This window comes from Citrobacter sp. L55 (assembly GCF_002850715.1).
In the GTDB taxonomy this organism is placed as follows: Bacteria; Pseudomonadota; Gammaproteobacteria; order Enterobacterales; family Enterobacteriaceae; genus Citrobacter; species Citrobacter braakii.
In genome coordinates this window covers 208,420-230,211 of record NZ_KZ559401.1, presented here as the reverse complement: position 1 = coordinate 230,211, position 21,792 = coordinate 208,420, and the positions used below count along the sequence as shown (strand labels likewise).

Genomic DNA, 21,792 nt, shown 5'->3' with positions numbered 1-21,792 from the left:
TGCAGAAAAAGTGAAACGTTGTTTTATTTGTAATTGAAAACCCATTCCGGGAGGGATATCATGAGCGCATAAGATAAAACGGAACAGCGTTTTGCTATTCGTTTAAGCATTCACGGTCAATTTATCACTGGAGGTAAATGTGGACGTAAGACAAAGCATCCATAGTGCGCATGCGAAAACCCTGGACACTCAGGAGCTGCGTAATGAGTTTTTGGTCGAAGAAGTGTTTGTCGCAGATGAATACACCATGGTCTACAGCCACATTGACCGCATCATTGTTGGCGGCATTATGCCAGTAGCCAAAACCGTCTCTGTGGGTGGCGAAGTCGGCAAACAGCTGGGCGTAACCTACTTCCTCGAGCGTCGTGAGCTGGGTGTGATTAACATCGGTGGCCCGGGCACGATTACCGTTGACGGCCAGTGCTATGAAATTGGTCATCGTGACGCGCTGTACGTCGGGAAAGGGGCCAAAGAAGTGGTATTCGCCAGCATCGATACGGCGAAACCAGCGAAGTTTTACTACAACTGCGCGCCGGCCCACACGACTTATCCAACCAAAAAAGTCACGCCAGCAGACGTTGCACCAGTGACGCTGGGCGATGACCTCACCAGTAACCGTCGTACCATCAACAAATATTTTGTGCCGGATGTGCTGGAAACCTGCCAGTTGAGCATGGGTCTGACCGAACTGGCGCCGGGTAACCTGTGGAACACCATGCCGTGTCATACCCATGAACGTCGTATGGAAGTCTATTTCTATTTCAATATGGAAGAAGATACCTGCGTCTTCCACATGATGGGGCAGCCTCAGGAAACGCGTCATATTGTGATGCACAACGAGCAGGCGGTGATTTCGCCGAGCTGGTCAATTCACTCCGGCGTTGGCACAAAAGCTTATCGTTCATTTGGGGCATGGTCGGCGAAAACCAGGTCTTTGATGATATGGACCATGTAGCGGTCAAAGATCTGCGCTAGTTGCGGGCGATAGCCGTGCCTGCTGCGGCGGGCATTATAAAAAATTAAGGATTTACAATGATTTTGAATGCATTCTCTCTTGAAGGTAAGGTCGCCGTTGTGACCGGTTGTGACACTGGCCTGGGTCAGGGTATGGCGTTGGGTTTGGCTGAAGCAGGCTGCGATATCGTGGGGATCAACATCGTTGAACCGACGGAAACTATCGAACGCGTGACCGCGCTGGGGCGCCGTTTTTTAAGTCTGACCGCCGACCTGCGTCAAATTGACGGCATTCCGGCGCTGCTGGAGCGCGCAGTGGCAGAATTCGGTCATATCGATATTCTGGTCAACAACGCAGGTCTTATCCGTCGTGACGATGCGATCGACTTCAGTGAAAAAGACTGGGACGACGTGATGAACCTGAACATTAAGAGCGTGTTCTTTATGTCTCAGGCCGCGGCGAAGCACTTTATCGCTCAGGGTAACGGCGGCAAAATTATCAACATCGCCTCTATGCTTTCTTTCCAGGGCGGGATCCGCGTGCCGTCTTACACCGCGTCTAAAAGCGGTGTAATGGGCGTCACCCGCCTGATGGCGAACGAGTGGGCCAAACATAACATCAACGTCAACGCAATTGCGCCGGGTTACATGGCGACGAACAACACTCAACAGCTGCGCGCTGATGAGCAGCGTAGCGCAGAAATTCTCGATCGTATCCCGGCGGGTCGTTGGGGTCTGCCGAGTGACCTGATGGGGCCGATTGTGTTCCTGGCATCCAGCGCATCTGACTATATCAACGGCTATACCGTTGCGGTAGACGGCGGCTGGCTGGCACGTTAACCCGCTTTCCAGAACCGACAAACCCTGCCCTTTGGCAGGTTTTGTCGGTTAAACATAAGGTGAATGTAGCAATACACCGGAGGCGACATATTCATTCCCTCTGGAACAACATTATGCCGCCAGGCAGATTACGAACAGATAAAATTACGCAGGCAGAAAATCTTCGCGCATGGGCGTAAAGGTATCCAGTAGCGTTCCCGGTTTTAAACAGACGCAGCCATGCATAATGTTGGGCTGTTTATATAGGGTATCGCCTGCCCTAACGACATGCATTTCTTCGCCGATGGTAAATTCAAACTCCCCAGACAAAACGTAAGTCAGCTGCTCATGCGGATGATTGTGCATCGGACCAATCGCGCCTTGCTCGAAGTTCACCTCAACCGCCATCATTTTACCGTCGTGAGCAAGAATGCGTCGGGTAACGCCATTGCCCAGATCTTCAAGGGTGGTCTCTTTATGAAAAATAAACATTCGGCCTTCCTGTAATTAAAACAATGTTTCATTAAACCTATATCAGAAAATTAAAAAAAGAAATGCACGCCAACAGATGTGGAAAGTTGATCACATCTTTGGTTCACTGGAGAGATAACAACAAATCAGGGGAAATGATGAAAACGATCGGTCTGTTAGGCGGTATGAGCTGGGAATCCACCATTCCTTATTATCGACTCATTAATGAAGGGGTAAAACAGCGTCTGGGTGGCCTGCACTCGGCACAGATTCTGTTGCACAGCGTAGATTTTCACGAGATTGAAGCCTGTCAGTCTGGCGGTGACTGGCAGCGGGCTGGGGAGATCCTCGCGCAGGCCGCCGCAGGGCTTCAGCAAGCCGGAGCGGAGGGGATTGTGTTGTGTACCAACACCATGCACAAAGTTGCCGAGGCGATTGAAACCGCCTGTGACGTGCCGTTCCTGCATATTGCCGATGCGACGGGTCGGGCCATACAAAAACAGCAGATGAGCAATGTGGCGCTACTGGGTACGCGCTACACCATGGAGCAGGATTTTTACCGCGGGCGCCTACAGACTGAATTTGGTATTAGCACGCTTATTCCTGAGGCTGATGATCGTCAGAAAATAAACCAGATTATTTTCGACGAGCTGTGCCTCGGTGAGTTCAGCAACGCTTCCCGCGACTACTACCTGAGCGTAATTGATCAGTTGGCTAAACAGGGCGCTCAAGGGGTTATCTTTGGCTGTACCGAGATTGGTCTGCTGGTTCCAGCCGAGCTAAGTCCATTACCGGTTTTCGACACCGCGGCAATCCATGCGCAAGATGCGGTGGCGTTTATGCTTTCGTCTGTGGATACAAAATAGCCTCCAGCGGATCGATAAGTCTCGGGAGTTGAGCTTGCAGATGCGCCGTAAAAGCATCGACTAGCGCCGAGGCAGGGCGATGAAGTGGGTGGATCAGGCTGACCGTAAAGGGTACCGAAATGCTGAAGCGGCGGATAACCACTCCGCTGCTGGCAAAATCCAGCGCGGTCAGTGGGTTTACCACCGAGATCCCCACGCCCGCCCGCACCATTGCACAAATTGAAGCGGCGCTGTGGGTTTCAATCACCATGCGGCGCTTCACCTGATGTTCGTTAAACAGGGTGTCCAGTAGCTGACGGTAACTGTCGGTCCGCGACAGGCTGATATAGTTCTCTCCCTGAAAATCCTGCGGCGTTAATACCGCTTTCTCGGTCAGCGGATGCCCCTGCGGCAGTACACACACTTCATCCAGCGCCAGCAATTCGGTGCGTTTCGTTCCGGCTGGCGTATGCAGCGTTTCCGTTAACCCCAGATCGTGGCGCTGCGCCGACAGCCACTCTTCCAACAGTGGTGACTCCTGCGGCACGATCTGAATGTTGACCTGCGGATAGCGCGCAAGAAATGGCTGCAGCAGCGGCGGTAAAAAGGACTGCGAAAATACCGGCAGGCAAACAATCGACAATTCACCTTGACGAAATTCGCGCAGGCTTTCGGCGGCGCTCACAATTCTGTCCAGGCCGTACCACGAACGTTGTACCTCTTCAAACAGACGTAAGCCTTGCACGGTTGGATGCAGTCGGCCACGCGTGCGTTCAAACAGCGTTAATCCCAGGACTTTTTCGAATCGGGCCAGTTCCCGACTGACGGTGGGCTGCGAGGTATGTAGCATGCGCGCGGCTTCCGTCAGATTGCCTGCGGTCATGATGGCGTGAAAAATTTCAATGTGACGCAGGTTAACCGCAGGCATAAGCAATCCTCGAATGAGCTAATCCATATCATTTTTGCATAGACTCAAGATAAAACGATATTTTTTATTCTTTTTGAGCTGTGGCGTAATCATAAAAAAGCCAATACCGGAGCACGCCATGCCACGCCCACTCAACAACACAGACACTGACCTGACCGCCGACAACCTGTTGCGCCTGCCTGCCGAATTCGGCTGCCCGGTGTGGGTCTATGATGCGCAGATTATTCGCGCGCAGATTGCCAAACTGAGTCAGTTTGACGTGGTGCGTTTTGCCCAGAAGGCATGTTCGAATATTCATATTTTGCGCCTGATGCGCGAGCAGGGCGTGAAGGTCGATTCCGTCTCGCTTGGCGAAATTGAACGCGCGCTGGCGGCAGGTTTTGTACCGGGCAAAGATGAGATTGTCTTTACCGCCGATATGATTGATGAAGCGACGCTCGCCCGGGTGCATGAATTGAGCATTCCGGTAAATGCCGGGTCGGTCGATATGCTGGAACAACTGGGCCAGCTCTCGCCGGGCCATCGCGTCTGGCTCCGCGTAAACCCTGGCTTTGGGCATGGACACAGTCAGAAAACCAATACCGGGGGAGAGAACAGCAAGCACGGCATCTGGTACAGCGATCTTCCGGCGGCGCTGGAGGTAATTCAGCGCTATAAGCTGAAGTTGGTGGGTATTCATATGCATATCGGCTCTGGCGTGGACTACGCGCATCTGGAGCAGGTGTGCGGCGCGATGGTGCGTCAGGTGGTGGAATTTGGTCAGGATCTGGAAGCGATCTCCGCAGGCGGCGGTTTATCAATCCCGTATCGCGAAGGTGAAGAGGCGATCGACACCGATCACTATTTTGGATTGTGGAACGCCGCGCGCGATAGTATTGCGCGTCATCTGGGTCATGCCGTCAAACTGGAGATCGAACCAGGGCGTTTCCTGGTCGCGGAAGCCGGCGTGTTAGTGGCGCAGGTGCGCAGCGTAAAAGAGATGGGCAGCCGTCACTTTGTGCTGATCGATGCGGGCTTCAACGATCTGATGCGCCCGGCCATGTACGGTAGCTATCACCATATCTCCGCGCTGGCGGGAGATGGTCGTTCTCTGCAACAAACTCCTCAACGAGAGACCGTGGTGGCCGGACCGTTGTGCGAATCAGGCGACGTGTTTACCCAGCAGGAAGGCGGAAATGTGGAAACCCGTCTGTTGCCTGCGGTGGTGCCGGGTGATTATCTGGTTTTGCATGATACCGGGGCGTACGGAGCGTCAATGTCGTCAAACTACAATAGCCGCCCGCTGCTGCCGGAGGTCTTGTTTGATAACGGCGTGGCGCGAATGATTCGTCGTCGCCAGACCATTGATGAGCTGTTAGCGCTGGAATTAATCTGAGTAAAGCTGGCCGGATAAGGTGCTTGCGTCACTATCCGGCTCTTTTTCATATTACTTAAAGTACGGTCCGAGCGTTACTGAGTCACGTAATACCAGTTTGCCGGTAAACGGAGGGATCGGCTCCACGCTCTCACCGTTGGCCAGACGTATAGCCTGGTCGATTGCCGTGGTTATCATGGTATCAATCGGCAGATAAACGGTAGATAACCCCGGTTCCAGCCATTTGGCGCTGGGCGCATCATCAAAACCAAACAGCGAGACGTCCGTCGGGATCCTCAGTCCGGCCTGATGTAACGCTTTTGATGCACCTAATGCCATGTCATCGTTACAGGCGAACAGGGCGCTGAATTTCACCCCTTCCTCCAGCAGTTCTCGACAGGCTTCATAGCCTCGCGTCATCGTGGAGTCGCCGTATTTAACCTTATCAGGATCCCAGGGAATACCGTTTTTTTCCAGAGCCTTACGATACCCCATCAGGCGGGATTTACCGGTAGGCGTATGGCCTGGCACGGTGATACAAGCAATATCGCTGTGCCCCTGCGAGATCAGATAATTGACCGCCTGATACGCCGCGTCTTCCTGCTCAAAGAAAATCGCGCGATCGCGGGCCTGACTGACATCACGGTTGATGACCAGCAAGGGCATCGCAATGCTGTTCATCAGCGACATAATCGCCGTTTCACTCATATAGCGGGTATAGAGAATAATGGCGTCGCACTGCCTGTCGGCCAGCATTTGCACGGCTTCCTGCTCACGCTCCGGCGTGTCGTGACCATCGGTGACGATCAACTGCTTGCCGTGAGACTCCGTCTGGCGCGAGGCCTGTTGCAGCAGGCGGCCAAAGTAGAATCCATCAAATGTGGAAACCACCAGGCCAATGCTGTTGCTGGTGCGATTCGCTAAAGAGCGCGCTAAAAAGTTGGGCCGATAATCGAGTGCCTGCATGGCCTTGAACACTTTCTGGCGCGTGCTCTCTTTTACCTGACCCGTTCCATTTAGTACGCGCGAAACGGTCGCTTTTGAGACGCCTGCGTGTCGTGAAACGTCCAACATCGTAGTCATGACGCAATCCTGGTTAATCGTTTGACGATGAGTTCCCCGGCTCTGTCAGCGCCGAAACGGAATGGCGACGCACCAGAGTTGGGTTAAAGACGTGGGTAATTTCAGGTGCGGGTCGCTTCTCCGCCAGCGCGAGCGCCAGTTCGGCGGCCTGGGTTGCCATCGTCACGATGGGATAGCGTACCGTGGTCAGACGTGGGCGCACATAGCGGGAAATCAGCACATCATCAAAGCCAATCAGCGAGATTTCTCCCGGCACATCAATGCCGTTATCATTCAATACGCCCATGGCGCCAGCCGCCATTGAGTCGTTGTAGCAGGCTACCGCAGTGAAGTTTTTGCCACGACCAAGTAACTCGGTCATGGCCTGTTCACCGCCGCTTTCATCCGGTTCGCCGAACGTCACCAGTCGATCGCTTACCGGTATATTGCTCTCCGCCAGCGCGTCGTAATAGCCTTGCAGACGATCTTCCGCATCAGAAATACTGTGATTAGAACACAGGTAGCCAATGCGCGTATGGCCCTGCTGAATAAGGTGTCGGGTAGCGAGCCACGCGCCGAAACGGTCATCGAGGGCAACGCAGCGTTGTTCGAATCCCGGCAGAATTCGGTTAATCAATACCATGCCGGGGATTTGCTTCATTAATGAAGCCAAATCCGCATCCGGGATGATTTTGGCATGGACAACAAGGGCCGCGCAGCGGTGGCGAATGAGCTGTTCAATCGCCTGACGTTCCTTCTGTTCATTATGGTAGCCGTTGCCAATCAGCAAAAAATTCCCGGTGTTATAGGCCACCTGCTCGACAGCTTTAACCATTGCCCCGAAGAATGGATCGGACACATCACCAACGACCAGTCCGATGGTTTCTGTGGATTGTTGCGCCAGTGCACGCGCATTCGCATTGGGGTGGTAGCTGAGTGATTCCATTGCACTCGTTACGGCCAGACGCGATGCTTCGCTGGCTTTGGGGGAATCATTGATCACTCGAGAAACGGTGGCGACTGATACACCAGCTAGTCGGGCTACATCCTTTATGGTCGCCATGATAGTACCTGTTGTGGGTAAACGCTTACATTCCGTCAGTGTTACGGAAAATGGCTGGCTGTTCAAGCAGATTGCCCGTCAGGACCTCGCAAATGTGAGCGCGCGCGAGCGAAGATAAGACAGAAAATAGAAAATGCTAATTTTTGCTTACACTTTGCGATGTGCTGTTGCGATTGTTCGCTGGTGGGAGAACTGAGCGGATTGCTAAAGTTGGGATCCCAGAGGTATTGATAGGTGAAATCAACTTTCGGGTTGATCACTAGAATTACACCAGCCTGCGCAGATGCGCAGGTTTTTTTTTGCCTTCAGCCTATCTGTAACAGTAACCGATAATTTACACAACTCGTTGCATTTGGGTTCATTCCTTTGCGTTTTCGTACTGGCGTATCTGGCTGCTGACGACCACAATCAAGATCCCAGAGGTATTGATTGGTGAGATTATTCGGTACGCACTTCGTACCTGTCTCTTGCACCGACCTGCGCGGATGCGCAGGTTTTTTTTCGGACTGTATTTACCTGTTTACCTGTCGCGCCCATTCCCCAACTCGTATACTCTCCCACCATTAATGTTTCTATAATTAATGGCACAGGGAGTTGAGATGCTATTTGGCTTTTTTCGTAATCTGTTTCGCGTGCTTTTCCGCGTTCGCGTCACGGGCAATGTCAGCGCGCTACAGGGAGAACGCGTTCTAATCACTCCCAACCATGTCTCATTTATAGACGGCATCCTACTGGCGCTATTTTTACCGATTCGTCCCGTCTTCGCCGTTTACACCTCGATCAGCCAGCAATGGTATATGCGCTGGCTAACCCCGCTGATTGACTTCGTGCCGTTAGACCCAACCAAACCGATGTCGATTAAGCATCTGGTCCGTCTGGTCGAGCAGGGCCGTCCGGTGGTGATTTTTCCCGAAGGACGCATTTCGACCACCGGTTCGTTGATGAAGATATATGACGGTGCCGGGTTTGTCGCCGCGAAGTCGGGAGCGACGGTCGTTCCTGTCCGCATTGAGGGAGCAGAGCTTTCCCACTTCAGCCGCCTGAAAGGTCTGGTTAAACAGCGATTCTTCCCGCGTATCCAACTGCACATTCTACCGCCGACTCAAATGCCAATGCCGGAAGCCCCGCGAGCGCGCGATCGCCGCAAAATCGCCGGTGAAATGCTGCATCAAATTATGATGGAAGCACGCATGGCGGTACGCCCGCGTGAAACGCTATACGAGTCGCTGCTGGCGGCAAAATACCGTTTTGGCGCGGGCAAAAACTGCATTGAAGATGTTAACTTTACGCCAGACAGCTACCGCAAACTGCTGACTAAGACGCTCTTTGTGGCCCGTATTCTGGAAAAATACAGCGCCGAAGGTGAAAAAATCGGCCTGATGCTGCCAAATGCGGGGATCAGCGCGGCGGTCATTTTTGGAGCCATTGCGCGTCGACGCATTCCGGCCATGATGAACTACACGGCGGGCGTGAAAGGGTTAACCAGCGCCATTACTGCGTCTGAAATCAAAACGATCTTCACTTCCCGACAGTTTCTCGATAAAGGCAAACTCTGGCATCTACCGGAACAGCTCACCCAGGTACGCTGGGTTTATCTGGAAGATTTAAAAGCCGATGTGACGTTGAGCGATAAGCTGTGGATTTTCTCACATCTGCTGGCACCGCATCTGGCGCAGGTGAAACAGCAGCCGGAAGAGGCTGCGGTGATCCTCTTTACGTCTGGTTCGGAAGGCCATCCGAAAGGCGTGGTCCACAGCCACAAGAGTATTCTGGCGAACGTTGAGCAGATTAAAACGATTGCCGATTTCACCGCCGATGACCGCTTTATGTCGGCGCTGCCGCTGTTCCACTCCTTTGGCCTGACGGTGGGATTATTCACACCGCTACTGACCGGTGCGGAAGTGTTTCTTTATCCCAGCCCGCTTCATTACCGCATTGTGCCGGAGCTGGTATACGACCGGAACTGCACAGTGTTGTTTGGTACTTCAACGTTCCTCGGTAACTATGCGCGTTTCGCGCATCCGTACGATTTCCACCGCCTGCGCTATGTGGTGGCAGGCGCAGAAAAACTGCAAGACAGCACAAAGCAGCTATGGCAGGAGAAATTTGGCCTGCGTGTCCTTGAAGGCTATGGCGTGACGGAATGTGCGCCGGTTGTGTCGATCAATGTGCCGATGGCGGCAAAATCAGGAACGGTAGGGCGCATCTTGCCTGGCATGGATGCCCGACTGCTGGCTGTTCCGGGTATTGAGGACGGTGGGCGTTTACAACTGAAAGGCCCGAATATTATGAGCGGCTATTTGCGCGTCGAAAAACCTGGCGTGCTGGAAGTGCCGACGGCAGAAAATGCGCAGGGTGAGATTGAGCGCGGCTGGTATGACACCGGAGACATCGTCCGCTTTGATGAAAACGGCTTTGTACAGATCCAGGGGCGCGCCAAGCGTTTTGCTAAAATTGCCGGAGAGATGGTCTCGCTGGAAATGGTTGAGCAACTGGCATTGGCGGTATCTGCAGACAAAATGCACGCCACGGCGATCAAGAGCGATGCCAGCAAAGGTGAGGCGCTGGTGCTGTTCACTACCGACAGCGAACTCACACGTGAAAAACTACAGCAGTATGCGCGAGCGCATGGCGTGCCTGAACTTGCCGTACCGCGTGATATTCGCCACCTGAAGCAACTCCCATTACTCGGCAGCGGTAAGCCGGATTTTGTTACGCTGAAAAGCTGGGTCGATGAGCCGGAAAAACAACATGATTGAGTCAGCGCACACTAACACTTCAATCTGGTCCAAAGGGATGATGTCCGTCATCGCCGCGCAGTTTCTGTCGGCGTTTGGCGATAACGCGCTGCTGTTCGCCACGCTGGCGCTGCTGAAGGAACAATTTTATCCGGACTGGAGCCAGCCAATCCTGCAAATGGTGTTTGTGGGCGCTTATATCCTGTTTGCGCCATTTGTTGGACAGGTGGCGGATAGCTTTGCCAAAGGCAGAGTGATGATGTTCGCGAACGCCCTGAAACTGCTGGGCGCGGCGAGTATTTGCTTCGGTATTAATCCGTTTCTCGGGTATACGCTGGTGGGGATTGGCGCGGCCGCGTACTCACCGGCCAAGTATGGCATTCTCGGTGAATTGACCACCGGTGACAAACTGGTGAAAGCCAACGGCCTGATGGAAGCCTCCACTATCGCCGCGATTTTGCTCGGTTCTGTCGCTGGTGGCGTTCTGGCCGACTGGCATGTGATTGCCGCGCTTTCTGCCTGTGCGCTGGCCTATGCTGGCGCCGTGGTGGCTAACCTGTACATCCCGAAACTGGCCGCGGCTCGTCCTGGCCAATCCTGGCATCTGGGGAAAATGACGCGCAGTTTCTTCTGCGCCGCTTCTTCGCTGTGGCGCAACGGTGAAACACGTTTTTCGTTGGTCGGAACCAGCCTTTTTTGGGGCGCGGGCGTCACGCTGCGTTTTCTGCTGGTGCTGTGGGTTCCGGTGGCGCTCGGCATCACCGATAACGCTACGCCGACCTACCTCAATGCTATGGTAGCGATTGGGATTGTCGTAGGCGCGGGGGCGGCAGCGAAGCTGGTGACGCTGGAAACCGTGTCGCGCTGTATGCCAGCGGGGATCCTGATTGGCGTCGTGGTGCTGATTTTCTCACTTCAGCATGCGCTGCTTCCGGCTTACGCGTTGCTGATGCTTATCGGCGTGTCAGGTGGCTTCTTTGTGGTACCGCTGAATGCGTTGCTGCAGGAGCGGGGCAAGAAAAGTGTCGGTGCGGGTAATGCGATCGCGGTGCAAAACCTGGGCGAAAACAGCGCGATGCTGCTGATGCTTGGGATTTACTCACTGGCAGTGCTGGTGGGGATCCCGGCGGTAGCGATTGGTATTGGATTCGGCGCGCTGTTTGCGCTGGCGATTGCGGCGCTGTGGATTTGGCAGCGCCGCCAGCCTGGTACGAGATGAATGAACAATGAATGTGCCGGATGGCAGCGTCGCCTTATCTGGCCTACAGAGAGCAGCAATTTGTAGGTCTGATAAGCGTAGCGCCATCAGGCACTAACCGTCACGGTGCAGGATAGGTATATACCTGATGCACCGCTTCAATCTCTGCCAGTACTTCTTCGCTCAACTCCAGATGCAGGCTTTCAACGTTGGTTTTTAGCTGCTCCATCGTCGTGGCTCCCAGCAGGGTGCTGGCGACAAACGGCTGACGACGCACGAATGCCAACGCCATTTGCGCAGGATCCAGATTATGGCGTTTCGCGATATCCACATAGGCCGCAACGGCTTTTTGCGTTTGCTCGCCGCTGTAACGTGTGAAACGGCTAAACAGCGTATTGCGTGCACCGGCTGGCTTCGCGCCGTTCAGGTATTTACCGGTTAATGTACCGAAGCCAAGGCAAGAGTAGGCCAGCAGTTCAACGCCTTCATACTGGCTCACTTCCGCCAGTCCAACCTCATAGCTGCGATTCAGCAGGCTGTAGGGGTTCTGAATGGTGGCGATGCGCGGCAGATCGTGTTTGTCCGCCAGGTGCAGGTAGCGCATCACGCCAAACGCGGTTTCATTGGACACGCCGATGTAGCGAATTTTCCCCGCGCGCTGAAACTCTGCCAGCGCGTCCAGCGTATCCAGCAGCGAAACGACTGGCGCAGAGTCCGTCCAGCTGTAGCCTAACTTACCAAAGCAGTTGGTCGGGCGCTGCGGCCAGTGAACCTGATACAGATCCAGGTAATCGGTTTGCAGTCTTTTCAGGCTGTCGTGCAGCGCTTCACGGATATTTTTACGGTCCAGCGCCTGATTCGGTCGAATACCGCTGTCGTTGTTACGTGAAGGTCCACTCACCTTAGAAGCAACGATTAGCTTTTCACGGCTGCCGTGTTTGGCGAGCCAGTTACCTACGTAGGTTTCGGTGAGACCCTGGGTTTCAGGACGCGGCGGTACCGGATACATCTCGGCAACGTCGATCAAATTTATGCCTTGTTCTACGGCATAATCGAGCTGTGCATGTGCGTCGGCTTCGCTGTTTTGTTCACCAAACGTCATTGTGCCCAGCCCCAGTGTACTGACTTCAAGCGAGCTGTGGGGTATACGGTGATATTGCATAGCCGTTTCCTTTTTATAATCACGACATAAGGATTATAAAAATGGCTGAGGGAAGAGAAAAAGGGAAGTAAAATTGTTAAGGCCAGCGCGCTGCTGACCTCAACCATCAGCGTTCAATGATTTGAGACACATCATCGCGATTAATCTGCATCGCATTGCCTTGCTGGTCGTGATAGCTCACCAGACCGGTATCATCGTCAATTTCTGGTTTTCCATCGGTCAGGATCATTCGACCATCTTTTGTCGCCATTACATAATCACTGCTGCATCCGGAAACGGCAAAAGCCAGTCCTACGGCGGAAATCAAAACTGCCCATTTTTTCATCTGCTTATCCTCACATAGCCTGCATCTGACAATAGTTTAGTAATAACGCGAAGTTGTGCATGGCGAAAGCAGTAAAATCTTAAACTGTGAGAAGAGGTAGGTGTGGCGCGCATTCGCTCCCCGTGCGGGGAGCGATGGATTTCATCAGAGCGGATTTTTTTTATTACGCCACAGGTTCAAGGTCTCTACCGCAATAGAGAAGAACATGGCGAAATAGATATATCCTTTCGGAACGTGGACGTCGAAACTTTCCAGAATTAGCGTGAAACCGACCAGAATCAGGAACGAGAGCGCCAGCATTTTTACCGAAGGATGGCGGTCGACAAAATCGCCAATCGGGCGTGCAGCAAACATCATCACACCCACGGCAATCACCACTGCCGCCATCATGATAAACAGATGATCGGACAAGCCTACCGCAGTAATCACGGAATCCAGGCTGAAGATTATGTCTAACAACATGATCTGCACAATCGCGCCCAGAAAAGAGGAAACGCGGGTTTTCAGCCCCTCTTCCTCACCTTCAATGGATTCGTGGATCTCCTTACTGGCTTTCCAGATCAGGAACAATCCCCCCAGTAGAAGGATCAGGTCGCGCGCTGATATTGCCTCGCCAAACACTTCGAATAGCGGGTTTGTCAGACGCGTTACCCAGGCGATAGAGGCCAGCAGTGCCAGACGCATGATCATCGCCGCCGCAAGCCCAATACGTCGGGCATGATTGCGTTGCGCTGTCGGGAGTTTGGCTACAACCAGAGAGAGGAAAATAATATTGTCGATCCCAAGAACGATCTCCAGCAGCGTCAGCGTACCGAGCGCAAGCCAGGCGTTAGGATCGGTTATCCATGCAAATAACATCGAACAAAGTCCTGCCAAAAAAAAGAAGCGGTAATTATAGGCCCGTAACGCGGCGGGTGAAAGACCGGACGGTGCCTATTGCGCCTGGAACAAGAAATGTCGCTCAAGCAATGCGCGCGTGAAGTTCTTTTTCAAGTAAAAACCGCGAGGTAGGGTCAGGATGGGTTCGCCATGGGCGCCAATGGCCTCGGTAAGCGCTCGGGCGTTGGCGGCTTTAGGACGCAGCTGTAGCACTTCCCCATGGCGGGCAGTGATGCGTTCGACGTGGCCTAACACAATCATATCCATCAACTCTTCCCAGTCCAGACGCAATTGCCGGTCTTCTTCTTCATTCGGGCTCCACAGCAGGGGAGAGCCGACGCGGCGCTCTGCCAGCGGGATGCTGCGTTCGCCTTCTACCGGGATCCACAGAACGCGTTTAAGTTTGTGCCGCACATGGCTGGTTTCCCAGGTAACGCCGGTATTGCCGGTTAACGGTGCCACGCACACAAAGGTGGTTTCCAGCGGTCTGCCAAGGCTATCCACTGGGATTGTTTTCAGCTCCACGCCCAGCGCCGCAAAATCCTGCTCCGGTTTGCTGCCCGCACTGGCGCCGAGCCAGATTTCCAGTAGCACGCCAATCCAGCCTTTATCGCGCTTGAGATCCTTGGGGGCGACGAGTCCCGCCATTGCCGCCAACTCTCCCAGCGCGTAGCCCGAAAGCAGCTGTGCCTGGCTCAACAACTGGGCTTCAGATTCAGGGGGAGAAAGCAGCGGATGGAGTTCTGACATCGGGTTAACCCTTAGGTGAAAAAATGAGCAAAGATTTTATACCGTGTGGACAGAGTTTATCTTTTTCCACATGCTTTATTCAATTCTATGATTTATATTGGTTTTTAGATTCACATACGCAGAGTTGCGCAACAGCGAAGCGGGTTTTCCAATTCTGGTCACTGACAATGAACAGGATCTTACACCATGTTATCCACAGAAAGATGGGATAACTGTGAAAAACCCCCACTACTGTTTCAATTTACAGCCTTGACGTGCGACGAAAATCGAATTTTCACACAAATTGTGCCTAACTTATTGGCATAATCTGTGGATAAAACCAACGCTGGTCGATCTTTCATCAGCCTGAAGATCGTGTGCGTGATATACGTCACATTTCTATGGGTTTATTTGCGCTGAACGGTTTTAACTTTATGAATATAGAAGACTATTTTTGATATGTGACGAATGTCTTATTCGGACTGTTCTGGGTTTTCCCATAGTAATTCCGTACTTCTTCACAACTATATCCACAGAAAAGGTGAATAAAATCGCCTTGCTTGCCCTTCTTCTGTTTATAACTCCGCCCTTAGCTGTGAGTTATTCAATTGTTATTAGAGTATCGCGCCCTTAACAGAGTGGTTTACCGCCTCTCTGGAGTGTGAAACAATCGTTTGTATATAAGGTTTATATTGAGGTAGTCCGGTGATTGATGACGATGGCTACCGCCCGAATGTAGGGATAGTAATTTGTAACCGCCAGGGGCAGGTCATGTGGGCCCGGCGATTTGGTCAGCACTCCTGGCAATTCCCGCAAGGTGGGATAAATGCAGGAGAGACAGCAGAGCAGGCGATGTACCGGGAACTCTTTGAAGAAGTGGGTCTCAGTCGTAAAGATGTACGGATCCTTGCTTCTACTCGTAACTGGTTGCGTTACAAGTTACCGAAACGTTTGGTGCGTTGGGACACGAAGCCGGTTTGTATCGGCCAGAAACAAAAATGGTTTCTTCTGCAATTGGTCAGCAGCGATGCTGAAATCAATATGCAAACCAGCAGTACACCTGAGTTCGACGGCTGGCGCTGGGTGAGTTACTGGTATCCGGTTCGACAGGTGGTGTCATTTAAACGCGATGTCTATCGCAGGGTGATGAAAGAATTCGCAAGTGTTGTCATGGCGCTTCAGGAGAGCACTCCTAAGCCGCAAAGCGCACCTGCGTACAGACGTAAAAGAGGTTAAGCTACGCAAATTATGCTCACCCGCCTGCGCGAAATAGTCGAAAAGGTGGCCAGTGCTCCGCGTCTGAATGAAGCGCTGAATATTCTGGTTACCGACATCTGTCTTGCGATGGATACAGAGGTCTGTTCGGTTTATTTGGCCGATCACGATCGACGTTGTTATTACCTCATGGCGACCCGGGGACTGAAGAAACCGCGTGGTCGTACTGTCGCACTCGCGTTTGATGAAGGTATCGTTGGCCTGGTTGGCAGGCTGGCGGAACCTATCAACCTCGCCGATGCGCAAAAACATCCCAGCTTTAAATACATCCCTTCGGTAAAAGAAGAGCGCTTTCGTGCGTTCTTAGGCGTACCGATTATTCAGCGCCGTCAGCTGTTAGGTGTGCTGGTGGTCCAGCAGCGCGAATTGCGCCAGTACGATGAAAGTGAAGAGTCTTTCCTCGTCACGCTCGCTACGCAAATGGCGGCGATTCTTTCGCAGTCGCAGCTTAACGCGCTGTTCGGCCAATACCGGCAAACGCGCATCCGCGCATTGCCCGCCGCCCCTGGTGTGGCAATAGCCGAAGGCTGGCAGGATGCGACGCTGCCGCTGATGGAGCAGGTCTATCAGGCTTCAACGCTGGATCCGGTGCTTGAGCGCGAGCGGCTCACCGGTGCGCTGGAAGAGGCGGCGAATGAATTCCGCCGCTACAGCAAACGCTTTACCGCCGGGGCGCAAAAAGAAACGGCGGCGATTTTTGATCTCTACTCACACTTGCTTTCCGATACTCGTCTGCGCCGTGAGCTATTTGCGGAAGTGGATAACGGTTCGGTGGCCGAGTGGGCCGTTAAAACGATCATTGAAAAGTTTGCCGAACAGTTTGCCGCGCTGAGTGATAACTACCTCAAAGAGCGGGCCGGAGATTTACGCGCGCTGGGCCAGCGTCTACTGTTCCATCTTGACGACTCGATCCAGGGGCCGAATACCTGGCCGGAACGCTTTGTGCTGGTGGCGGATGAACTTTCCGCCACCACGCTGGCGGAACTTCCTCAGGACCGCTTAGTCGGTGTGGTTGTCCGGGACGGCGCGGCCAACTCTCATGCGGCTATTATGGTTCGTGCGCTGGGTATCCCTACCGTCATGGGGGCCGATATCCAGCCATCGGTGTTACATCGCCGTACGCTGGTAGTGGACGGGTATCGCGGTGAACTGCTGGTCGATCCAGAACCGGTATTGATCCAGGAATACCAGCGTCTTATCAGTGAAGAAATTGAGCTGAGCCGCCTGGCGGAAGACGACGTCAACCAGCCAGCACAGTTGAAAAGCGGCGAGCGTGTGAAGGTGATGCTCAATGCGGGCCTCAGCCCGGAGCATGAAGAGAAGCTGGGGAGCCGGATCGACGGCATTGGCCTGTATCGCACCGAAATCCCGTTCATGCTGCAAAGCGGTTTTCCTTCGGAAGAAGAACAGGTTGCGCAGTATCAGGGCATGCTGCAAATGTTTAACGACAAGCCGGTGACCCTACGTACGCTGGATGTCGGCGCCGATAAACAACTGCCCTACATGCCGATCAGTGAAGAGAACCCGTGCCTTGGCTGGCGTGGCATTCGCATAACGCTCGATCAGCCGGAGATCTTTTTGATCCAGGTTCGGGCCATGCTGCGTGCCAACGCGGCAACCGGCAACCTGAGCATTTTGCTGCCGATGGTCACCAGCATTGATGAAGTGGACGAAGCGCGACGTTTGATTGAACGCGCCGGACGCGAAGTGGAAGAGATGATCGGCTACGCGATCCCAAAACCGCGCATTGGCATCATGCTGGAAGTTCCGTCGATGGTGTTTATGCTGCCGCACCTGATAAACCGGATAGACTTTATCTCGGTCGGAACCAACGATCTCACCCAGTACATTCTGGCTGTCGATCGTAACAATACGCGGGTGGCCAGCATTTATGACAGCCTGCATCCGGGTATGTTACGTGTGCTGGCGATGATTGCGCAGGAAGCCGAAAGAAGCGGTATCGATTTGCGATTGTGCGGTGAAATGGCGGGCGACCCGATGTGCGTGGCCATTCTGATCGGCCTGGGTTTTCGCCATTTGTCGATGAACGGTCGTTCCGTGGCTCGCGTTAAATATCTGCTGCGCCATATCGATTTTGATGAGGCGCAAACGCTGGCGCAACGCAGCCTGGAAGCGCAGATGGCGACAGAAGTACGCCATCAGGTGGCGGCTTTTATGGAACGCCGTGGCATGGGGGGACTGATTCGCGGGGGATTGTGAATCGAGGGCTGGTAACAGTAGGTATACATATCTTTTAACTGTAATCGGCATCCGCTGCGATCCCCATGTGCTATCATTCGCACCTTTGGAGCGCCTGCATTATGCAGGTGCGCTTATCAATTGCTGTCTGACTTCAGCGAAATAACAAGAACTTGTGGTGACAGATGACCAGTAGCTATCTGCATTTTCCGGATTTCGATCCGGTCATTTTCTCAATCGGACCCGTCGCGCTTCACTGGTACGGCTTAATGTATTTGGTGGGGTTTATTTTTGCGATGTGGCTGGCGACGCGCCGTGCTAATCGTCCGGGCAGTGGCTGGACCAAAAATGAAGTAGAAAATCTACTGTATGCGGGCTTCCTCGGGGTTTTCCTTGGAGGGCGTATTGGTTACGTACTGTTCTATAACTTCCCGTTATTCCTCGATAACCCGCTGTATCTGTTCCGCGTCTGGGACGGCGGGATGTCCTTCCACGGTGGGCTTATTGGTGTGATCCTGGTGATGATTATCTTCGCCAAACGCACCAAGCGTTCGTTCTTCCAGGTTTCTGATTTCATTGCCCCGCTGATTCCGTTTGGTCTGGGCGCAGGGCGTTTGGGCAACTTTATCAACGGTGAGCTGTGGGGACGCGTTGATCCGAACTTCAAGTACACCATGCTGTTCCCGGGCTCCCGTACCGAAGACATTTTACTGCTGCAAACTAACCCGCAATGGCAGTCTATTTTTGATACCTACGGCTCGCTGCCGCGCCATGCCTCACAGCTTTATGAGATGGCGCTGGAAGGCGTTGTGTTGTTTATCATTCTTAATCTGTACATTCGTAAACCGCGCCCGATGGGTTCGGTATCCGGTCTGTTCCTGATTGGTTATGGCGCGTTTCGTATTATCGTTGAATTCTTCCGCCAGCCGGATGCGCAGTTTACCGGCACCTGGGTACAGTACATCAGCATGGGACAGATCCTCTCAATCCCGATGATTGTCGCAGGCATTATTATGATGGTTTGGGCGTACCGCCGCAGCCCACAGCAACACGTTTCCTGAGGAACCATGAAACAGTATTTAGAACTGATGCAAAAAGTGCTGGATGAAGGCACACAGAAAAACGACCGTACCGGAACCGGAACGCTTTCCATTTTTGGTCATCAGATGCGTTTTAATCTGCAGGAAGGGTTCCCGCTGGTTACGACTAAACGCTGTCATTTACGCTCGATCATTCATGAACTGCTGTGGTTTTTGCAGGGCAACACCAACGTTGCCTACCTGCATGAAAACAACGTCTCAATCTGGGACGAATGGGCGGATGAAAACGGTAATCTGGGCCCGGTTTATGGCAAACAGTGGCGTGCGTGGCCTACGCCAGACGGTCGCCATATTGACCAGATCACCACGGTGTTAAACCAGCTCAAAAATGACCCGGACTCTCGCCGAATTATCGTTTCTGCATGGAACGTCGGTGAGCTGGATAAAATGGCGCTGGCGCCGTGCCACGCGTTCTTCCAGTTTTACGTGGCGGATGGCAAGCTCTCCTGCCAGCTGTATCAGCGTTCGTGCGATGTGTTCCTCGGTTTGCCGTTTAACATTGCCAGCTACGCCTTGCTGGTACACATGATGGCGCAGCAGTGCGATCTGGAAGTGGGTGATTTTGTCTGGACCGGCGGCGACACGCACCTGTACAGCAATCATATGGATCAAACGCATCTGCAGCTTAGCCGCGAACCGCGCGCGCTGCCGAAGCTGGTCATCAAACGTAAGCCTGAATCTATCTTTGACTATCGCTTCGAAGATTTCGAAATTGAAGGCTACGATCCGCATCCTGGTATTAAAGCGCCCGTGGCTATCTAACCGGCTTCATGCTGTCACAACCGACGCCCGTGTGCGTCGGTTTTTTTTGTCTCAAATCGCGTTCTTCGGCGTGGGTTCCTGAAATATTGCAACGACCTGCAACGCGACAAATATTCCTCGTAGCTCGCCGTAGAAACCGAATTTCCCGCTCGTTATTCATTTTCCTCACGCCATACTGGCGGCATGAAAAAACAACACGGCTACACGCTTATCGAAACCCTGATTGCGATGCTGATCGTCGCGGCGCTTGGCGCCTCGGGGCTGTATGGTTGGCAGCGCTGGCAACAGCAACAGCGGCTATGGCAAACCGCCATTCAGGTGCGAGATTACCTGCTGCAACTGCGTGAAGATGCTAACTGGCGTAACCGCGATCACGTCATCAGCGTGATTCGGGATGGCACATCCTGGTGTTTTGTCAGCTCTGCTGCTGTGCAAACCACGTGTCTACCCGTTTCGCCCTTGGTTTTTACACCGCCCTGGGACGATGTCGAAATGGCAGAGATAACGCCTTCACTGGCCTTTTTTGGTCTGCGCAATACGGCATGGGCTGGACATATTCGCCTGAAAAATACGACAGGGGAATGGCGCGTGGTGGTGTCAGGCTGGGGGCGAATCAGGCTTTGCGAGAAAGATGAGGCCAGGTTATGTCAGTAAATGAACGGGGCTTTTCACTCCTTGAGGTGCTGATTGTTATGGCGATTAGCAGCGTTTTATTGCTTAGCTCAGCGCGATTTTTACCCGCGCTGCAGCGAGAGATCCTGCGCAACACGCGCCAGTTAGCGTTTGAAGATGAAATATGGCAGCGGGTATACACCGTGGCGAAGCATCTTCAGCGGGCAGGGTACTGCCGCGGAAACTGTGTCGGAGAAGGGCTGGAGATATCGGCTAAGGGCGACTGTGTCATTGCGCGCTGGGATGCCAATAGCAACGGCATTTGGGAGAGCAGTCCCGCGAAAGAGGCCGATACGATTGGATTTCGTTTACAGGACAAGGTACTGGAGACCCTGCGGGGAGTAACGGACTGCAATGGAAAAGGGTGGGAGAAAATGACCGATCCAGCCACGATACAGATTGAGGCATTTCAGGTCGAACGTCTGAATATCAGCGGATATTCCCCGCTCCTTACGCTGCGTTTGCGCGGAGTGAACAATGCCGAACCACAAAAGGTTATTGAAGCAGTCTACAGCGTGACAGGATTCAACCTGTGAACCGTGAGCGGGGCGTTTCATCTTTAGCGATGGTCTTGTTGCTATTGGTGCTCGGTAGCCTTCTGCTGCAAGGCGTTAGCAGGCAGGAGTCCCGTTTTGCTTCGCGAGTGGTCACGCAAAGTCAGGCTCTGCAGCGCCAGGCGGTGGTGCAATCCGCGATGGAATGGGGGCGTATGCAGCCCTGGCGCTTACAACTCGCCGTACAGTGTCGGCGTTATACCACGCAGGATGCCGCGGTTTGCCTGCGACTGCTTACTAATAATTTCGTGCTGCTAATAGTCCATTATGAAGGGGTATCGTTATGGCGGCAGGGGGCGATTATTGATGACAATATCGAATATTCGGTGCATGGCTGGAGCGATTTTTGTCCGCTAAAGGAGCAGGCGCTATGTCAGATCCCCTGAACAGACAGCGTGGCTTTAGCCTGCCGGAAGTGATGCTGGCAATGGTGCTGATGATCATGATTGTGACCGCGCTGTCAGGATACCAGCGGGCGCTGATGAACAGCTTTATCATCAGAAACCAGTATCAGCAACTCTGGCGTCACGCCTGGCAGCAAACCCAGCTGTATCAGTTTTCATTGCCTTTGAACTGGCAGGTTAACCGAATGCAGACAACGAGCGCGGGATGTGTCAGCATCAACGTTAAAATTTCTTCACCCTTGGGCAGGCAGGGTCAGATGACGCGTCTGCATTGCCCGAATCGTCAGTAGTCAGGAGTC

Annotated in this window: 21 protein-coding genes and 1 pseudogene; 14 read left to right on the top strand and 8 right to left on the bottom strand. The window is 53.3% G+C overall.

Features of this window, described 5'->3' with window-relative positions; all coding sequences use genetic code 11:
• The first annotated feature begins 139 nt into the window (after positions 1 to 139).
• Both kduI and kduD read left to right on the top strand, forming a co-directional pair.
• A pseudogene (gene kduI / locus B9P82_RS08510) lies at positions 140 to 975 on the top strand (5-dehydro-4-deoxy-D-glucuronate isomerase).
• A 57-nt stretch (positions 976 to 1,032) separates the two neighbouring features.
• Positions 1,033 to 1,794, top strand: coding sequence for a 2-dehydro-3-deoxy-D-gluconate 5-dehydrogenase KduD (kduD, locus tag B9P82_RS08505; RefSeq protein ID WP_016154286.1), 762 nt, complete (start codon positions 1,033 to 1,035; stop codon positions 1,792 to 1,794).
• Positions 1,795 to 1,938: 144 nt separating this feature from the next.
• On the opposite strand, the gene B9P82_RS08500 is transcribed toward kduD, so the two are convergent.
• Positions 1,939 to 2,265, bottom strand: coding sequence for a cupin domain-containing protein (locus tag B9P82_RS08500; protein WP_065554331.1), 327 nt, complete (start codon positions 2,263 to 2,265; stop codon positions 1,939 to 1,941).
• A 137-nt stretch (positions 2,266 to 2,402) separates the two neighbouring features.
• Here B9P82_RS08500 and B9P82_RS08495 point away from each other — a divergent pair, with 137 nt between their 5' ends.
• Complete coding sequence (locus tag B9P82_RS08495) at positions 2,403 to 3,110, top strand: aspartate/glutamate racemase (protein WP_016154284.1); 708 nt, start codon at positions 2,403 to 2,405, stop codon at positions 3,108 to 3,110.
• Here B9P82_RS08495 and B9P82_RS08490 read toward each other — a convergent pair.
• On the bottom strand, positions 3,082 to 4,017 hold the full coding sequence (locus B9P82_RS08490; protein ID WP_101700190.1) for a LysR family transcriptional regulator: 936 nt from the start codon (positions 4,015 to 4,017) through the stop codon (positions 3,082 to 3,084). The two genes, B9P82_RS08495 and B9P82_RS08490, sit on opposite strands and share 29 nt — an antisense overlap.
• 118 nt (positions 4,018 to 4,135) lie before the next feature.
• Here B9P82_RS08490 and lysA point away from each other — a divergent pair, with 118 nt between their 5' ends.
• Positions 4,136 to 5,392 (top strand): diaminopimelate decarboxylase, encoded by a 1,257-nt coding sequence (gene lysA, locus B9P82_RS08485; RefSeq protein ID WP_101700189.1) that lies wholly within the window; start codon positions 4,136 to 4,138, stop codon positions 5,390 to 5,392.
• A gap of 51 nt (positions 5,393 to 5,443) precedes the next feature.
• On the opposite strand, the gene B9P82_RS08480 is transcribed toward lysA, so the two are convergent.
• Both B9P82_RS08480 and galR read right to left on the bottom strand, forming a co-directional pair.
• Positions 5,444 to 6,454: a LacI family DNA-binding transcriptional regulator gene (locus tag B9P82_RS08480; protein ID WP_016157383.1), complete on the bottom strand. Its 1,011-nt coding sequence runs from the start codon at positions 6,452 to 6,454 to the stop codon at positions 5,444 to 5,446.
• Between the two features lie 13 nt (positions 6,455 to 6,467).
• Positions 6,468 to 7,496 (bottom strand): HTH-type transcriptional regulator GalR, encoded by a 1,029-nt coding sequence (gene galR, locus B9P82_RS08475; RefSeq protein ID WP_016157382.1) that lies wholly within the window; start codon positions 7,494 to 7,496, stop codon positions 6,468 to 6,470.
• Positions 7,497 to 8,095: 599 nt separating this feature from the next.
• On the opposite strand from galR, the gene aas reads away from it, so the two are divergent.
• Together aas and lplT are read left to right on the top strand one after the other, a co-directional pair.
• Positions 8,096 to 10,255, top strand: coding sequence for a bifunctional acyl-ACP--phospholipid O-acyltransferase/long-chain-fatty-acid--ACP ligase (aas, locus tag B9P82_RS08465; protein ID WP_016154280.1), 2,160 nt, complete (start codon positions 8,096 to 8,098; stop codon positions 10,253 to 10,255).
• Positions 10,248 to 11,453, top strand: coding sequence for a lysophospholipid transporter LplT (lplT, locus tag B9P82_RS08460; RefSeq protein ID WP_016154279.1), 1,206 nt, complete (start codon positions 10,248 to 10,250; stop codon positions 11,451 to 11,453). Before aas ends, lplT begins: the two co-directional genes overlap by 8 nt.
• 100 nt (positions 11,454 to 11,553) lie before the next feature.
• On the opposite strand, the gene B9P82_RS08455 is transcribed toward lplT, so the two are convergent.
• From B9P82_RS08455 to mutH, 4 genes are all read right to left on the bottom strand, one after another.
• Complete coding sequence (locus B9P82_RS08455; protein ID WP_046276130.1) at positions 11,554 to 12,594, bottom strand: NADP(H)-dependent aldo-keto reductase; 1,041 nt, start codon at positions 12,592 to 12,594, stop codon at positions 11,554 to 11,556.
• A gap of 106 nt (positions 12,595 to 12,700) precedes the next feature.
• On the bottom strand, positions 12,701 to 12,919 hold the full coding sequence (ygdR, locus tag B9P82_RS08450) for a lipoprotein YgdR (RefSeq protein ID WP_000758660.1): 219 nt from the start codon (positions 12,917 to 12,919) through the stop codon (positions 12,701 to 12,703).
• A 144-nt stretch (positions 12,920 to 13,063) separates the two neighbouring features.
• On the bottom strand, positions 13,064 to 13,777 hold the full coding sequence (locus B9P82_RS08445; protein ID WP_016154277.1) for a TerC family protein: 714 nt from the start codon (positions 13,775 to 13,777) through the stop codon (positions 13,064 to 13,066).
• Positions 13,778 to 13,852: 75 nt separating this feature from the next.
• Positions 13,853 to 14,548, bottom strand: coding sequence for a DNA mismatch repair endonuclease MutH (gene mutH / locus B9P82_RS08440; RefSeq protein WP_016157380.1), 696 nt, complete (start codon positions 14,546 to 14,548; stop codon positions 13,853 to 13,855).
• A 684-nt stretch (positions 14,549 to 15,232) separates the two neighbouring features.
• Here mutH and rppH point away from each other — a divergent pair.
• From rppH to B9P82_RS08395, 8 genes are all read left to right on the top strand, one after another.
• Positions 15,233 to 15,763, top strand: a complete 531-nt coding sequence (rppH, locus tag B9P82_RS08430; protein WP_003825602.1) for an RNA pyrophosphohydrolase — start codon at positions 15,233 to 15,235, stop codon at positions 15,761 to 15,763.
• Between the two features lie 12 nt (positions 15,764 to 15,775).
• A complete protein-coding gene (gene ptsP, locus B9P82_RS08425) occupies positions 15,776 to 18,022 on the top strand; it encodes a phosphoenolpyruvate--protein phosphotransferase (RefSeq protein ID WP_016157379.1) in 2,247 nt (748 codons plus the stop codon).
• Positions 18,023 to 18,186: 164 nt separating this feature from the next.
• On the top strand, positions 18,187 to 19,062 hold the full coding sequence (gene lgt / locus B9P82_RS08420; protein ID WP_016157378.1) for a prolipoprotein diacylglyceryl transferase: 876 nt from the start codon (positions 18,187 to 18,189) through the stop codon (positions 19,060 to 19,062).
• 6 nt (positions 19,063 to 19,068) lie between these two features.
• Positions 19,069 to 19,863: a thymidylate synthase gene (gene thyA / locus B9P82_RS08415; protein ID WP_101700188.1), complete on the top strand. Its 795-nt coding sequence runs from the start codon at positions 19,069 to 19,071 to the stop codon at positions 19,861 to 19,863.
• Between the two features lie 183 nt (positions 19,864 to 20,046).
• Positions 20,047 to 20,517, top strand: coding sequence for a prepilin peptidase-dependent protein (locus tag B9P82_RS08410; RefSeq protein ID WP_047359083.1), 471 nt, complete (start codon positions 20,047 to 20,049; stop codon positions 20,515 to 20,517).
• Entirely contained in the window at positions 20,508 to 21,071 is a 564-nt protein-coding gene (locus tag B9P82_RS08405; RefSeq protein ID WP_101700187.1) for a prepilin peptidase-dependent protein, read from the top strand. Before B9P82_RS08410 ends, B9P82_RS08405 begins: the two co-directional genes overlap by 10 nt.
• Complete coding sequence (locus tag B9P82_RS08400) at positions 21,068 to 21,475, top strand: DUF2509 family protein (protein ID WP_016154272.1); 408 nt, start codon at positions 21,068 to 21,070, stop codon at positions 21,473 to 21,475. Before B9P82_RS08405 ends, B9P82_RS08400 begins: the two co-directional genes overlap by 4 nt.
• Positions 21,460 to 21,783: a prepilin-type N-terminal cleavage/methylation domain-containing protein gene (locus B9P82_RS08395; RefSeq protein WP_101700186.1), complete on the top strand. Its 324-nt coding sequence runs from the start codon at positions 21,460 to 21,462 to the stop codon at positions 21,781 to 21,783. The genes B9P82_RS08400 and B9P82_RS08395 overlap by 16 nt, the downstream gene beginning before the upstream one ends.
• The last annotated feature ends 9 nt before the right edge of the window (positions 21,784 to 21,792 follow it).